This window comes from Leptospira ognonensis, assembly GCF_004770745.1.
Classification (GTDB): Bacteria; Spirochaetota; Leptospiria; order Leptospirales; family Leptospiraceae; genus Leptospira_A; species Leptospira_A ognonensis.
The window spans coordinates 13,255-28,691 of the sequence record NZ_RQGD01000046.1 but is presented as its reverse complement, the minus strand read 5'-3'; the positions used below and the strand labels follow the sequence as shown (position 1 = coordinate 28,691).

General features: G+C 38.1%; 15 protein-coding genes. 8 read left to right on the top strand and 7 right to left on the bottom strand.

From position 1 onward, the window contains the following. The first annotated feature begins 33 nt into the window (after positions 1–33). Together galK and EHQ58_RS16325 are read left to right on the top strand one after the other, a co-directional pair. Positions 34–1,188, top strand: a complete 1,155-nt coding sequence (gene galK, locus EHQ58_RS16330; protein WP_135624987.1) for a galactokinase — start codon at positions 34–36, stop codon at positions 1,186–1,188. A 1-nt stretch (position 1,189) separates the two neighbouring features. Next, complete coding sequence (locus EHQ58_RS16325) at positions 1,190–1,579, top strand: STAS domain-containing protein (RefSeq protein WP_135624986.1); 390 nt, start codon at positions 1,190–1,192, stop codon at positions 1,577–1,579. Positions 1,580–1,684: 105 nt separating this feature from the next. Here EHQ58_RS16325 and mtnP read toward each other — a convergent pair whose 3' ends face one another. Continuing rightward, on the bottom strand, positions 1,685–2,548 hold the full coding sequence (gene mtnP, locus EHQ58_RS16320; RefSeq protein ID WP_135624985.1) for an S-methyl-5'-thioadenosine phosphorylase: 864 nt from the start codon (positions 2,546–2,548) through the stop codon (positions 1,685–1,687). A 100-nt stretch (positions 2,549–2,648) separates the two neighbouring features. Between mtnP and EHQ58_RS16315 the strand changes: the two genes are divergently transcribed. Then, complete coding sequence (locus EHQ58_RS16315; RefSeq protein WP_425460493.1) at positions 2,649–4,076, top strand: DUF4139 domain-containing protein; 1,428 nt, start codon at positions 2,649–2,651, stop codon at positions 4,074–4,076. Positions 4,077–4,145: 69 nt separating this feature from the next. Continuing rightward, entirely contained in the window at positions 4,146–4,601 is a 456-nt protein-coding gene (locus EHQ58_RS16310; RefSeq protein ID WP_135624983.1) for a MarR family winged helix-turn-helix transcriptional regulator, read from the top strand. Here the strand turns inward: EHQ58_RS16310 and EHQ58_RS16305 are convergent. Beyond that, on the bottom strand, positions 4,598–5,869 hold the full coding sequence (locus tag EHQ58_RS16305) for a formylglycine-generating enzyme family protein (protein ID WP_135624982.1): 1,272 nt from the start codon (positions 5,867–5,869) through the stop codon (positions 4,598–4,600). The two genes, EHQ58_RS16310 and EHQ58_RS16305, sit on opposite strands and share 4 nt — an antisense overlap. A 95-nt stretch (positions 5,870–5,964) precedes the next feature. Between EHQ58_RS16305 and EHQ58_RS16300 the strand changes: the two genes are divergently transcribed. Then, entirely contained in the window at positions 5,965–6,576 is a 612-nt protein-coding gene (locus tag EHQ58_RS16300) for an ACT domain-containing protein (protein ID WP_135624981.1), read from the top strand. On the opposite strand, the gene EHQ58_RS16295 is transcribed toward EHQ58_RS16300, so the two are convergent. Beyond that, the gene (locus EHQ58_RS16295) at positions 6,573–7,202 is read right to left on the bottom strand and encodes an Lcl C-terminal domain-containing protein (protein ID WP_135624980.1); all 630 of its coding nucleotides are present in this window, start codon (positions 7,200–7,202) and stop codon (positions 6,573–6,575) included. The genes EHQ58_RS16300 and EHQ58_RS16295 overlap by 4 nt on opposite strands. Before the next feature lie 143 nt (positions 7,203–7,345). On the opposite strand from EHQ58_RS16295, the gene EHQ58_RS16290 reads away from it, so the two are divergent. Both EHQ58_RS16290 and EHQ58_RS16285 read left to right on the top strand, forming a co-directional pair. After that, positions 7,346–8,626, top strand: coding sequence for a homoserine dehydrogenase (locus tag EHQ58_RS16290; protein WP_135624979.1), 1,281 nt, complete (start codon positions 7,346–7,348; stop codon positions 8,624–8,626). Positions 8,627–8,636: 10 nt separating this feature from the next. Further along, entirely contained in the window at positions 8,637–9,008 is a 372-nt protein-coding gene (locus EHQ58_RS16285; protein ID WP_135624978.1) for an STAS domain-containing protein, read from the top strand. 3 nt (positions 9,009–9,011) lie between these two features. Here the strand turns inward: EHQ58_RS16285 and hflX are convergent, their stop codons facing one another. Further along, positions 9,012–10,607: a GTPase HflX gene (gene hflX / locus EHQ58_RS16280; protein WP_135624977.1), complete on the bottom strand. Its 1,596-nt coding sequence runs from the start codon at positions 10,605–10,607 to the stop codon at positions 9,012–9,014. A gap of 68 nt (positions 10,608–10,675) precedes the next feature. Between hflX and EHQ58_RS16275 the strand changes: the two genes are divergently transcribed. After that, the gene (locus EHQ58_RS16275) at positions 10,676–12,580 is read left to right on the top strand and encodes a HEAT repeat domain-containing protein (protein WP_246047403.1); all 1,905 of its coding nucleotides are present in this window, start codon (positions 10,676–10,678) and stop codon (positions 12,578–12,580) included. Here EHQ58_RS16275 and EHQ58_RS16270 read toward each other — a convergent pair. From EHQ58_RS16270 to EHQ58_RS16260, 3 genes are read right to left on the bottom strand one after another with little or no spacing between them, the layout of a single operon-like run. Beyond that, a complete protein-coding gene (locus EHQ58_RS16270; protein ID WP_135624976.1) occupies positions 12,577–12,978 on the bottom strand; it encodes a response regulator in 402 nt (133 codons plus the stop codon). The genes EHQ58_RS16275 and EHQ58_RS16270 overlap by 4 nt on opposite strands. Continuing rightward, positions 12,975–14,870 carry an ABC transporter ATP-binding protein gene (locus EHQ58_RS16265; RefSeq protein WP_135624975.1) on the bottom strand — a complete coding sequence of 632 codons (1,896 nt, stop codon included), beginning with the start codon at positions 14,868–14,870 and terminating at the stop codon, positions 12,975–12,977. The genes EHQ58_RS16270 and EHQ58_RS16265 overlap by 4 nt, the downstream gene beginning before the upstream one ends. Further along, complete coding sequence (locus EHQ58_RS16260; RefSeq protein WP_135624974.1) at positions 14,871–15,431, bottom strand: anthranilate synthase component II; 561 nt, start codon at positions 15,429–15,431, stop codon at positions 14,871–14,873. Positions 15,432–15,437 lie beyond the last annotated feature (6 nt).

Genomic DNA, 15,437 nt, shown 5'->3' with positions numbered 1-15,437 from the left:
TTTCGTCTACTGTAAAGGAATTTTGTCCTCGAAATGAATGAAACGCATATTCTTTTTTCAAAATTCAATTCCGTGTTTGGAAAGAACTCCACTCCGATACGTCATTTCAGTGCGCCAGCAAGAATCAACATCATCGGTGAACACGTAGATTACGTTGGGGGAATCGTCCTACCTGCAGCTATCAATTTTTCAATCCAAGTCCTTATCCAAAGGAACGATACCGATGATTTTATACTCTATTCAGAAGATTTTCAGCAATCAACAAAGGTCGGTAGACCATTTCAAAATTCAAAAGAATATCCATGGTCAGATTATATCGTAGGAGTGATCAGTGAGCTAGAAAAGAAAGGGCATAAAATTCCAGGATTTAATCTGCTAATCAATGGAAATATTCCACAAGGAGCGGGATTATCTTCATCAGCGGCTCTGGAAGTAGTAGTTGGTTATGCGATTGCGAATTTATTCTCTCTAAATCTTTCTAGGGAGGATATTGCTTTGATCGGCCAAGCAGCAGAAAATCATTTTGTTGGGACAAACTGTGGTATCATGGACCAATTCATCATTGCTACTGGAAAAAAAGATTTCTGCATCTCTCTCAATACGAATAGCCTGAAATACCAATACCATAAGTTTGAGTTGGGAGAATTTGAATTCTATCTTATCAATTCAAATGTTAAGCATAGTTTGAAAGATAGTGCTTACAACCAACGTAGACAAGAATGTGAGTCAGCCTTATCGAAAATTCAGAAGCTCAACTCTGAAGTTCAAAATCTTTATTCTTTTGATATAGACACAAAAGATCTATATCCTTTTTCAAATGATGAAATGAAGAGAATTCAGCATATCACAAGTGAACGAAAACGTACAGATACGATCATTACATCTTTGACCAATGGTGATTTTGCCAAAGTCGGCACATTGTTATTTGAATGTCACTGGTCACTCTCCAAAGATTATGAAGTATCTTGCGAGGAAACAGATTTCATTGTTTCCTTTTTGCAAAATAAGGGTGCCCTAGGTGCGCGCATGATAGGTGGAGGATTTGGTGGTTGCGTATTAGTGTTAGATAAGAAGGAAAATTTTTCTGTGATCGGCTCCGAATTGGAAAAAAATTACAAGCAAAAGTTTGGACATGGTGTAAGCTATTACCAGTTTACGATATCTGACGGAGTGAAAGAATTAATCTAATATGGAGGACAATTGGGAATCATTTTCCATAGAATCAGGGGAGTTTCAAATGCAGGTAATTCCAAATCCTCCCGTGGCACTTCCGGTAACGGCCCTTCTTTTTGATCTTTCAGGTGAAGTAAACTTATACAATTCACAAGCAATCAGAGAAAATCTTGAAATTTTGATTTCGAAAGGTTATCTGCACTTTTTTCTAGATCTCGAACAAGTCTCTTATATTGATTCCTCCGGACTCGGAGTTTTTCTGGGAACTCATTCAAAATTAATGAAACAAGCTGGTTACATTCGTTTAGTCTCACCATCTGAAAAAGTTCGTTACGTACTCGAACTCACAAAACTGAAGAGCTTACTACAGATTTTTGAGACAGTGGAAGACGCCGCTCGGTCCTAAAAGGCGATTTTCTTTTTCGGGCTGAAGCACTCTTACCGATTTGATTTCTCGATAAGAATGAGATGTTTTGGCCTTATCCCGATCCTGTCTCTAGATCACCACGAATCAGAAATAGGTGGGAAACAAATATTTCAATTTTTCAACTTGCTGTTTGTTTCTCTTTTCGGGTGCAGTTACGATCGAATATTGTGTGCTACCTTTCAAAGAGGTATCATCTGACATTCCGAGGAAATCAATGAGGGAGGATAAGAGCTGTTTTGCTGTCTCTGCATTTTTACTTAGGTTACTTAAGACCATCTCTAAAGTAACATGCGCTTCATCTTCTTTCCAACAATCATAGTCTGTGGACATACAAACCATTTGGTAAAGGATTTCAGCTTCTCTTGCTAACTTGGCTTCTGGAAGAACCGTCATGTTGATAATGTCTGCGCCAAAGGAACGATACATATGAGATTCAGCGCGTGTGGAAAATAGTGGACCTTCCATACAAACCAATGTCTTATTCTTGTGAATTTTTAATCCGATGGCGGCTGCGGCCTTCTCCACTTTCTCAGCAAGACCATTTGAGAAAGGATCCGCAAATGGGGCATGCGCGACCACACCATTCTCAAAATATGTTGCCTGTCTAGATTTTGTGCGGTCAATGATTTGTGATGGGATTACGAAATCGCGTGGATGTATTTCTTCCCGTAGACTTCCGACAGAGCTGAAGGCAATGATTTCTTCCACTCCAAGGCTTTTTAAGGCTGCGATGTTTGCTTGTGCGGGAACTTCACTCGGATTTAAAAAATGTCCTCGTCCATGGCGAGGTAAAAATGCAATTCCTTTCCCCTTAAATTTTCCAATGGTAATCGAATCTGATGGCTTTCCCCATGGTGTGTCTGGAAAAACTTCTCCTTTGATTTCCATGCCATCCAAAGAATATAATCCTGTTCCACCAATAACGCCAATTTTTACAGGTTCAGTCATCGTTTACCTCGCTAGATGCAACTTTTCATATCTGTTTTTTGTTGCATTCGTTTTTTTATAAACGAAAATAGACGTTGTCCTAGGAGTTGTTTATATTTATATGAAGAATCTTACGCTTGTTTGCCTTAGTCTTGTCGCATTTCTCTCTGTCGGATCCATCGCGGATTCAAGTTTTAATTCTTCATCAGAAAGTGACAGAAAGTCCGTGAGTGTTACCATTTATAATGCAGGTATCGGTCTAGTCAGGGAAACAAGATCCATCCTACTTCCTAAGGGCATTCGCATGTTACGTTTCGAGGATGTCGCCTCAGAAATACTGCCTCAAACAGTTCGAGTTAAGGGAGAGGATCCGAAAAAATTAACCGTTTATGAGCAAAATTACGAATATGATTTGATCTCTCACGATAGGCTTCTTGAGAAATACGTGGGGAAAGAAGTTACGATCTATAGAGATGAAAAAGACAAATCCATCGGTACAAAGGCAACACTTATATCAAACAATGGAAATCCCGTTTATAAAATTGGAGATCAAATTTCATTAGGATACGACGGTCGAGTTACTATACCTACCCTTCCAGACAATCTTTTCGCTAAACCAACATTAGTTTGGAAACTTAAAAACGAGGAAGAAAAAGAACAAATCCTTGAGGTCTCGTACCAAACGAACGGAATGAATTGGTCAGCGGACTACATCTTGATCTTAGACAAAGAGGAAGATTCTGCTGACTTAAATTCATGGGTTACATTGACCAATACCTCAGGTACGAGATTTTCGAATGCTACCCTTCAACTGGTAGCCGGAAAGATCCAATTGGTGAACAAACAGCCATTTCAACAAGTACCAACAACAAAAGTTTATAAACGCACAATGGAAATGGAATCATCTGATTATGCTGCTCCCCAGTTCGATCAGGAGAATTTATCCGAGTATTATTTATATACTCTTGATCAACCCACGACCATCGGTTACAACCAAACCAAACAGGTACAATTATTTCAAACGGAAGGTATCTCCATTAAGAAATATTTTGTTTTTGAAAACTTACCAATGTATGAGGGGAATGAGAAAAGGTTTAATAACGCGGCTGTTAAATATATCTTTAAGAATACCAAAAAAAACAGTCTCGGTAGACCACTTCCAGCGGGGACCGTTCGCGTTTTTAAGGCGGACTCTAAAGGAAGGCAACAGCTATTAGGCGAAGATACCATAGACCATACACCAGAAAATGAAGATATAAAATTAAAGACAGGAGAGGCATTCGATGTTGTTGCTAATGGCAGGCGAACATCTTTCGAAGTATTTAAAATATCCAACGGAAACAAAACTTCTTACTCGGCAGAGATTCGAAACCGCAAAAAAGAAGATATCGAAGTGCGGTTTTACGCGACTTTAGGAGGGGACTGGAACATTACTAAATCCACACATAAATTCATCAAAGAATCCTCGACAAAAACATATACAGATGTGCCGATAAAGGCTGGGGAAACAGTCTCTGTTGAATATACGGTCGAAACTAAGTATTGGTGATTCTGCACTAAATTTGAACATCTTCTGGTTGACATACAATTTAAGATAAGGTAGTTTGATATTAAACTAATGGGAACAAAATTTAAAGGCAGCAAAAAAGAGATTCAGGCACTCGATTCTTTTATCAAACTGAAGAGAGCGACCGAATCGTTATCTTCACGGGTAACCTCTGAATTCTCGAAATTGAATATTTCAGAAAGCCAATTTGGGGTTCTGGAATCGCTCTATCACTTGGGCCCGCTCTGCCAAAAAAGTCTCGGTGATAAAATACTAAAAAGTACCGGAAATATAACTCTCGTCATAGATAATTTAGAAAAGAGAGAACTTGTGGAAAGAGTCCGAGACAACGAGGATCGAAGATTCATCACAATTTATCTTACAGATGGTGGGAAAAAATTAATCGAATCGATTTTTCCCGATCATGTAAAACGAATCACCAATGAGTTTTCCGTTTTGACATCTGATGAACAGGAAGTCTTAGGCAAGATCTGTAAAAAGCTTGGGAAAAGAGAAGAAAAAGCCTAATCTCTGTAATCTGTTACCAGACGAAACCCTGCTCGTCTGTCCTCCGCTAGATTGGGAACTCCGCCATAAGAACGTGCAAGGCCGGTAGTGTTTTTTGCGTTCTCGGAAAAGGAGCCACCTCGCACTACTTTGTAAATTTTCCCGAATGAAAAACTCTTTAAATGATGCCCAGGATAGGGCTCATACCAACTCGAAGTCCATTCAGGTGCGTTTCCACACATTCCGATGATACCGTATGGACTTGCCCCTTCATGTGAGAGTTCATAGACGGAAATCGTTTTGCCTTTTTTACTTTCTCGGGAATTGCAGAGAAGAGAATCAAAGTCATCACCAAACGGATATCGAAGAGTCGTAATTTGATACACGATACTTTCATCTCTGTTTGTGTATGGAATCACACCACCGCCCCTTGCTGCCTTTTCCCATTCAAATTCTGATGGGATTCTTTTTCCTGCCCATCTCGCATATTTTTCCACTTCGCGGTAGGTTAAATTTACAACGGGATGATTTTGTTCCCCTTCTGGAAATTTTCCACCGATCCAATGTACTGGTGCCGCACTGTTCGTTTGTTGTAAAAAATATTGATACTCCGCATTCGTAACCTCATATTTATCCATATAAAATGAAGGTATCTCCTTAAGAGTAGCCAATGTAGGCTCGTTAAAGTATGGATTAAAATTATCTTCCGATGCGTCATTTCCTTGGCCGTAAATAAACAATCCCCGTGAAATGAGCATCATTTCTTTTCGGTCCTTTGGATGAATGACTGACTTTCTTGGTGATGTATAACGACCCTTAAAGTAATTATTGGGCTCGACATAGAAATCTTCTTCCGTATAACTAGCGATATATGTATCGGTGGTGATCGAAGAGATCCTCGACTCTTTAGCGGGAAGATAATCGCCAATTAAAACGACCTCAAAATGCTTATCTTTGGGATGTAGATTTTTTTCTTCCAGAATGGCTTCTCGCATGAGAAAAGATCCTACAGGCAAATCGGTTTCTTTCTGATAAACTGGATAATCTTTTTTCTCTTGGAAAAGGCTCTTCAATTTTTCCAGGTTGTACTTTGCAATTTTCTGGTTCCGGTAAACTCTAATCTTAATCCAAACTCTATTCTTATAAACACCAACGACATCACCCTTCCAAATTTGGACTTTTTTCTTTGTTGTGGAAAACGGGGACGATTCCTCATTCTCATCAACTTCTTGGGAATGGGGAGAAGCAAAAAATAGGAGAAAAATAATAATAACAAGTAATCGGGACATGATCTCTTTCTTGATTATCGACCTATTTCCCAAAACCTTTTGATTGAATTTTTTTTGTTACCCTGTATACTTGCGTTCGAAGGAAAGCGAAAACATTGTTAGAATTTCAGTACAAACGAGAAAAAAACAACATCCTGATTTCTCTAAAAACTGATTCCACCCAGTTTGGTACATTTCACCGCATAGCGACTATTATTTATGCCTTAAAACTAGACATCTTATCTGGAGAATTGGGCACTAAGAGAGAAAATGGCAATGAATACACTGTCGACTCCTTCATTCTCCAGGCAGATGAAAACAACCTTACCCAAGCGGCTTTCCAGCTCGGAGTTATGATGGATTCATTATTCTCGAAAAATGCAAAATTTGAAGAAATCTTATCAAAATTACAGATTCAGGAACCTGCCGTCGCAACTTTCTTCAAAGAGAATCCGGAGTTTATTTTTACAGATTTATCGGAAAAGGGGGAAACCTGTCTCTATCTAGAATCAAGTTCTGGTCGAGGATTATTGTACTACGTATCTAGGATTCTTATGGAAAATAAAATAGATATCGTATCGGCCACGATTGAGACGGATCCAAAGACGGGGAGAGCAAAAGACAGCTTTTATCTTCGAACAGCGGATGGCGAAATGTTCGCATCCTCTCCGTTAGCGGAGAAGATACGAAACCAAATTCTGGCTCCGATAAAAACTGCTTCTAACTAGTTTTTACAAAGAACTTTGTGTTTTTCAGATTTAGGAGTCACAATCGACTTGCCATCTTTAAAACTAACTACAAATCCATTGCTAGCCTTCTTAGCAGACGTGTTCATAGCCCAAAACATTTCTTTGGTCTTTAAATCTTCCGGAGCGTCCTTAGAGAAATCAGCCAATTCCTGTTTCGTTGGTAATTTAGCGCCTAACTTTTCACAATAAGAAACTGCCTCATCCCATTTTTTTCCAGATTCGATTTTTTCAACCGCGAATTTTGCACTCACTGCTTTCGCTGCTTCTTCTGGTGCCGTAGTCGGAACAATCGCCTTTTCTTCTACTTTCACAACTGGTGCTTCTGCTTTTTTGCTATTGTATTTCGCATAACCGAGATAACCAATAGCTGCAACTCCAGCCAGTACTAGGAAAAGGTAGATACCATTTCCAGATTCATTTTTTTCATTTGAACTTGTCGATGCCGCTGAATGAAGAGAAGCTTGAGCAGAATCTTCGTTTGCGTAAAGCGCTGCTGATTCCTCTATAACTGTTGGTCTTTTAACCGAGGTTGATTTCTTCTTAGCTGCTTGCTTTTTTGGTGCAGCCTTTTTCTTAGCGGCAGAAGATGATTTTTTCGTTGCCATATAGAATATCCTTATTGCCGAGACAATGCTTATAATAGTTATCTCAATGAATTCAAAAAAGCTTAAGAAGTTCTTCTAAATTTTGATTTTTTTTGAATTTTTTTTAACTGTCCAAAGCTTTCCTAATCGAAAACATGCAATAGATGAAACAAATTCGAATCGGCCTGGTCGGAGCTGGTGTTGTAGGTTCAAATCTCCTCCAACTTTTAGAAAAAAATAGACAAACGATCCAAACTCGCAACCAGCTGGATCTTCAGGTAGTGGCGATTGCCACAAGAACACCATCGAAAATTCAACATTTGACTCAGATTCCCATTTCGACGGACGCAAAATCCATAGCTTCGCGCGAGGATGTGGACATCGTCGTAGAATTGGTTGGTGGTACGGAAATTGCCTCCGAAGTCGTTCATTCTGCACTTAAAAATAAGAAGGCAGTAGTTACTGCAAACAAAGCACTTCTTTCCGAGAAAGGAGATGAGTTGTTTCAATTGGCCTTTGAAAATGGCGTCGAAATCGGTTATGAAGCAGCCGTAGCGGGATCGATACCCATTATCCGAACTTTACGTGATGGCCTTTCCTCATGCGAATTCGAAGTCATTTGTGGCATTCTCAATGGCACGACAAACTTTATCTTAACAAAGATGGAAGAGGAAGATTGGGATTATGGAACAGCACTAAAAGTGGCACAAGATCTAGGCTTTGCTGAGTCCGATCCTACCTTCGACGTAGAAGGCATCGATGCGGCTCATAAAATTTCACTCTTAGCCTCACTTGCCTATAGGTCAAAAGTGCCATTCTCTAATCTGAAAGTAGAAGGGATTAGTAAATTAAAATCTATAGATATACAAGCTAGCAAATCTTTGGGATACCGCATTAAACTCTTGGGAATTTCAAAAATCACGAATGGAGGAATCTTGACAAAAGTTCATCCAACTTTGGTTCCCTTAAATCATCCTTTAGCAAATGTTATGAATGAATCCAATGCTGTTTTTTATAAAACGGTCGAAGCTGGAGCTGGTATGGTAACAGGGAAAGGTGCTGGCGGCCTACCCACAGCAAGTGCCGTTCTCGCCGATCTAATCTATTATGGTTCTCGAATCAGAATACAGGATAAAATTTTAGAAAATAATTCGTATCCGATCTCCAAGAAGTCTCGTGAGCAAGAAAACAAGGTTCGTAATTATTTGAGATTTAGTACACTCGATAAACCGGGTGTCCTCTCCGAAATCGCAAGGATCCTTGGGAAAAATGATATATCTATCGCTTCGGTACAGCAAAAAGAATCCGAAAAGGAGCCTGTAAATGTAATCGTTGTTACTCATGAATCAAATGAGGGAAATTTTGCTCAATCGCTATCAGAAATTGACAAGGCCAGCTTTATTAAAGAAAAAACGGTAGCCATACGTCTTCTAGAGAACTTATGATTAGAAATTAATGGGAATTCTAGAATTTTCTTCGCTTACCATAAAACTTGAGAATGTTAGGGTTTCTCAAGATGAAATACTGATCCTCTCCTTTCATGGTCAAATTTCAAATACAAATGCCTACGAGATAAATGCAAAAATTTCAGAAATCATTATTGATAGTATAAACAATATTATTATCGATTTAACTGAGCTACAGTATATTAACAGCATTGGGGTCGCCACCATACTAAGTATGATCCGAACAGTAGAACAAAAAAATGGTAAAATTGCAATCGGTGGACTGAATCACTTTTTAGAAAATGTGATCAAGCTGATGGATCTTCCCAAACAAATAAAAATATTTTCTACTAGAGCATTGGCTATTACTAACTGGACGTAACCATTAGGTTTTTACTCTAATTTCTTTCCAAATTTTTGATTCAATGATTTCTAGTAAATTTTCCAAACCTATTTTTTTTGCCGCAGACACAAGTATCCCTCCATTCAACTCCAAAGAGTCTCGGTTTTCGGAATCTAATTGATCAACTTTATTATAAATTACCAATCTGGGGATTTCGTGCAAATTTAAACTATTTAGAATGCTATCTACAGCATCCATTTGTTCCGTAAAATTTGGATTTGATACATCAACCACATGTAAAAGCAGATCCGCATCACCCAATTCTTCTAAAGTCGCCTTAAATGCTTGAGATAAATCAGGAGGTAAATCATAGATAAAGCCCACTGTATCCGAGATAATGATTTCACGTTCTTCTGGAAATCGTATGCGTCTTGTTGTGGGATCTAATGTCGCAAACAATTTGTCTTCCGCTACCACCTCAGAATTCGTGAGGGCGTTAAGTAACGTAGACTTGCCTGCATTTGTATAACCTACGATTGCGACAATCGGAATTTCGTTTTTTGCCCTGGCCTTTCGATTTAACTCTCTGCGTTTTTTTAGAGACTCTAACTCAATTTCCAATCTCGTGATTTTCTCTTCCACGCGTCGATTTCCGATTTCAAGTTTTGTTTCACCTGGCCCTCTTCCACCTATACCACCCGTTAGTCGAGACATATTATCATCTAACTCAGACAAACGATTTTTTAAATATTTAAGCTGTGCCAATTCGACCTGAAGTTTACCATCTCGTGATTTTGCATTCTTCGAAAATATGTCGAGAATCAGTTGCGTGCGATCTATGATTTTTAAATCGCTAATATCAGATATCTTTTTGGCTTGAGAGGGAGCTAATTCGAGATCAAAGATTAAAAGTTCTATATCTTTATGGACTGATTTCAAAATGATTTCTTGTAACTTACCTTTCCCTACAACCGTCGATGAATCTGCTGGTTTCTTTTGAACATAAACATCGACAACATGGATGCCTGCCGTTTTACATAGTTCTTTTAATTCGTCCATAGAATGCTCGGGACTTCGTTTCATCTTTCTCGTATCGTAGACTCCGACTAGAAAAGCTCGATTCACCAACTGGGATGTTTTGAGATTAGAATTTCTTTTAGTGAATTCTGATTCTAAATTTAGAATATCTTCCGCATAACCTTCTTTGATTTGACCCGAATTTATACGTTTTTCTAAAATCCATGGTTCCGCAGCATCAGGGTCGGGATTTATATAAGCCGAAAAAAAATATTTCGGAATCCCTTCTTTATCTAATATGGCGGCAGTAATCGAATCGAATCGATTTAAAACCAAGTCCATCAAGTCTTCTTGGTTCAGAGCTTCCTCTTTTAAGTGCGTATGGAAGAGCCTGAGACCTCTTAATCTGGATTGAGCGACTCGTATTCTGTCTAGATGTGGAATATCAATGGATTGGTCGTTACCGACGATCAGGTGAGTGACATAACCCGATCTATCTATTAGCACGCCAATTTGTCGCTTAATTTCTACAGAAAGCTCTCCAGTAGCACGTGCAAATTCCTGAGTGACGATAGAATCGCTACGAAGTCGCCTCTCGGAAAGAGATTTTAACTTTTTTATTTGATTTGGCTTGAGCCCGGCCAGATTGCCGCTAATTTTACTTATAGGAGAATACCGATAAACATAATATGGAAATAGGCTCTCAAAAATCTAAACTGGGTCAAGACATAATTTCGTATCTCGGCTTCATGGTTTTTATTCTCTCAATTTGCAATTGTACGACATCAAAGCCGTTTCAACTAACAGACGCTTCACCCAAGTATAAAGAATTCCAAGGAAGTGAATTAGATCCGACAAAAAAGAATCTAGTGGCAATACCTATAACGAATAATAAGATCTATGATGATTTTATCTTAAAGGCAAATAGGGCAATCTCGACTCTTGAATTCGCAGAAACAGTGGCCATCCAAGCAGATGCAAAAAAGACAACTGGTCTAGCCATTCAGGCTGAAATGTCCGCCGCGAGTTTACTTGTCGAAGATTTACCACCAATCATTTCAAGTTTACCGACATTACAAAAAAAGAGTTTAGAACTTATAGATTCTGCACCTAACGATTTCGATGGTCCGTCTCTGGGTAAGGTAAGTAACGAACTTGGAAAGATAGATGAAAAACTTGCTACTTACCTTCCAAAAGCAGAAAAAATAAATCAGTCCATCAAAAATTTAAGAGCAGATGGCTCAAATTATTCAAACTCAAAAGAAGCGAAGGATTTATTGGTTGAAAATATCCAAGAACCAAAAAACGATCCGGTCATTCTTAAACCCGAAGTTGCAGAATTGCCAAAGAAAGAAACTATTTCTAAACCAATAGAATCAAAAAAGAATTCACAAATCAAAATTAGTCGACTTCCGAAAAAAAATAAAGTTACTGGTTCGGCAAAAGAATTATTTAAAGAAGAAATCAAAGCTGCGGAAGATGAGTTGTCTGAAGATGAAAGAAGAGAAAAGGAATATACTGAAAAAATTCGTGCGGGGCTTGTTGAAGTATTCAAATGGGAATATTATAAAAAACCAAAAAATCTCGAAAAGATTCTTTTAACCAATCCTATTCCACGTGTTAGATCTGCTGCAGCCTTAGCACTCGGACGCCTCAAAGCTGGTAGGAATGCATTACACCACGCGATCGATAAAGATGGATACCAAGTTCGCCCCTCCGCTTTTAAGGCTCTCTCCGAATTAGGCGACAAGAAATCCTTACCATACTTTATATCTGGAACAAAAGCAGAAGAAATTGAAGTGATTGCGGCAAGTTACGAAGGTTTAGGAAAAACGAGAGATCCTGCCGGTAGGGAGATGATCATTTCTGCGGGACTAAATTCTGAGTATATCATTGTTGTTGCAAGTTCACTCCGAGGCCTCGCTTATAACAAGATACCCGCAGATGTTTCTCTGATCGAAAAATTTTTAAAATCCTCTGAGGAACTTGAGATCAAGGAGGCAGCCGTAGAAGCATTGTCTATTCATGGTAGCCGAGAGGCCTTACGTGTCTTGGAAGAAAATGTCAAGAACCAACCAGAATTAGCAGTGAAGATCTTGGATGCCATTGGAAAAAATAATAGTCTTTCTGCAACTTTCTCACTTATCAGATTAAATGAATCCTTAGAAGATGAAAAACTCTCAACAAGAATTGGTGAACATTTGCTTCGTAAAAAAGCCTTTGGAAAATATGCTTTCGTACTCGTCGAAGATGATTTCCTCAGACAAGAGCCTAATGAAAGATCAAAACCTTTATCCTATATAAAAGCAAAGGAAGTGGGACTAGTCGTTGGAGAATCGAATCAAGAATTCGCGGTACGCATGGGAGAAGATATCATCACGGATAGATATATAAAATTAAAATTGGAATCCACATTGCCAGGTAGTCGAAATCAATTTGTGACCGGTTGGATTTTTTATCCTAAAATTGAGATAATCGAAGTGAAAAAGTTAGGTGAATCTAAGGATGGAAAATATACAAATTTAAAAACTGGAAAACACCAGAATATATTTAATCCTGAAAATAAACAGAAATCAGATTCAAAAACTGATTAAAAAGGACTTTTCAAATTTGTGGTTTTCCAAGTTGGAAACCACAAAACTTCCCCTTTTTTTAAAGGAACTTTTGGTATCATCCAATTTAATCCGCAAAACCAAGCTAAAAAAAATTTTGAAAAGGGCATAACCCCCCAAACATCAAACCCAGTTGAAGCAATCACCATAGTGCCTGTATAACCAGATTTATAAATTTTTCTCATCATCCAAAGACCAGATGTTTGAGTTTCCATCGTAATATCGGAAACGATCATATCATAGGATTTATTTTGGTTATATAAATCTAGACCTTGTTTCGCATCAACGGCACGATCGGAAGATATTCCCATTTGATCAAAATAATTTTTTAGATTTATAGCATACTTATCATTATCATCAACAATCAAAACCTTTTTCACATCTGTACCTCTGCATCTAAGAATTGACTGTCGTATAATTTTTTATAAATTCCATTCTGAGCGAGAAGTGAGTCATGATCGCCCATCTCTTTGATTTCGCCTTCTTCAATGACTACAATATTTTTCACACGTCTTATCGTAGATAATCTATGCGCAATAATGAAAGTAGTTCGATTTTTAAATAATCTTTCCAGAGCACGTGTAACAAGTCGTTCGGATTCCGCATCCAGTGCGCTCGTGGCTTCATCTAGAATCATAATCTCGGGATTTCTAAGCAGAGCCCTAGCGATTACAAGCCTTTGCCTTTGCCCACCGCTCAGATCCAGACCTCGAACCCCTATCAATGAATCGTAGCCATTTTCCATCTTTCTTATGAAATCATGCGCATTTGCGAGCCTTGCTGCACGAATAATATCACGTCGCTTAGAAACTTGAGTACCATAAGCAATGTTATCTGCAATGGTGCCATGAAATAGAAAAATTTCCTGCGTCACGATTCCGATTTTACTTCGTAACGACTTGAGCGTTATATCCCTGATATCAATGTTATCGATTGTAATCTTTCCTTGAGTTGGATCGAAGAATCTCGGTATTAAATCCATCAATGTAGATTTTCCGCTTCCACTGGTACCAACAAACGCATAGGTTTCGCCCAATTTTACATCCAGATTGATTCCTTTCAAAATTTCTTGATTGGTACCTGGGTAGGCAAAATGCAAATTATCGAATACGATTCCCTCTTTCATTTGCTCAATACTTATTTTGCCTGCTTGCTCTTCGATTTCAGAATCTCTATCTATAATTTCGAAAATTCTTTTACCGGCTGAATTTGCTTGGGTAATTTTACCAACCATCTGAGAGAGCTGTGTCAATGGCCTTAGTAAGAATAATAATATCAATAGGAAAGTCATGAATTCACCTTGTGAAAACTTCCCTGCATAAATAAATTTTGCACCTAATGCAAAATATCCGAGCACAACGATAGATGATGTTAACTCCACTAGACTTGGAGCCAATTGTAAATAGAATTGACCTTTAAAATTTCGACGGAAAACCTTATGATTTATATTTTTGAATTTAACAATCTCGGCTTTCTCTTGTCTGAACGTTCGAATTACTTTTATGCCTGAAATAAATTCTTGGATATGACCATTCAAATCAGCCAATCTTTCTTGGAGACGAGTTGTGGCACTTGATATTTTGCGAGTAAAAAGAGTAACAGGCAAAATTACAACAGGAATCATAATGCATGCAAGAATCAGAAGTTCCGTATTCATGTAGATTAAGATCAGCAAATGTGTGATCACGTAAAAAAAATTAATTAAGGCATCTCTAAAGTTACTGGATATAACGGCTGCTACTATTTCCGCATCATTTATAACACGACTCATAATGAGTCCCGTTTTTTCCTTATAAAAATAAGTCAATGGAAGTCGTTGAACTTTTTGAAACAATTCTTGGCGAATGTCTCGAACAGCCATATATCCAGACGTTGCGATACAATAGACAGAGATCAGATAAGTTAACATTTTCAAAAGATAGATTGGAAAGACGGCTATGCAAACAGTCCAGACAACCTCGCGAGGTTCCATATCTTTTGTAAATTCATTGAGTTGAAGCTTTAATGATATAATGACACGCTTTATACGATCTAAACCATCGAGAAACTCCGGACCCATATAAATTTCTTCTACTAGAATTGTTTTTTCTGGGTTCGTTAATTCAAAATGTAACCGTTTTGATGATTCTCCACCTAATGAATCAAATAAAGGAACAAGTGATGTTAAAGAGATACCGTTAAGCAAAGCTGTTAGTAAAGCGAAGACAAGTCCCAATAAAAATCGATTCTTATATCGAAACGAATAGGACATCAATCTCAAAAAGTATTTCATTTATCTAGAAATCTCACAAAAATTTCGAATGATATCATGCCCAAATTCTGTTAAAATAGACTCTGGATGGAATTGAACACCAAAAGTATTCTGATGGATTTTGGACATGATTCCCATAACTACACCATCTTTGGTTTTGGCTGTCACTTCCAATTCTTCTGGCAGATTTTCAGTAGAGACAACCCAGGAATGGTACCTATTGGCTTTAAAATGATTAGGAACATCTTTATAAAGAGCTCTTGAGTCATGGACAATTTCGGAAACTCTGCCGTGAAAAATTTCCGGGGCTTTCATTAATTTTGCACCGTAGTATTCTGCTAATGCTTGGTGTCCCAAACACACGCCTAACATCGGAAATTGGCCGATCAGAGTATCGATGCTCATCATTAAATTTCCTGAACTCTTAGGTTTACCAGGTCCAGGAGAGATAACTACTGATTTTATTAATTTCAGATCAGGCAATGGTTCGTCATTTTTGATCACTATTACCTCATCCCATTCCTTTAAATATTGGTAAAGGATGAAGGTAAAAGAATCGTAATTATCAATGAGTAAAATCACTTAAGC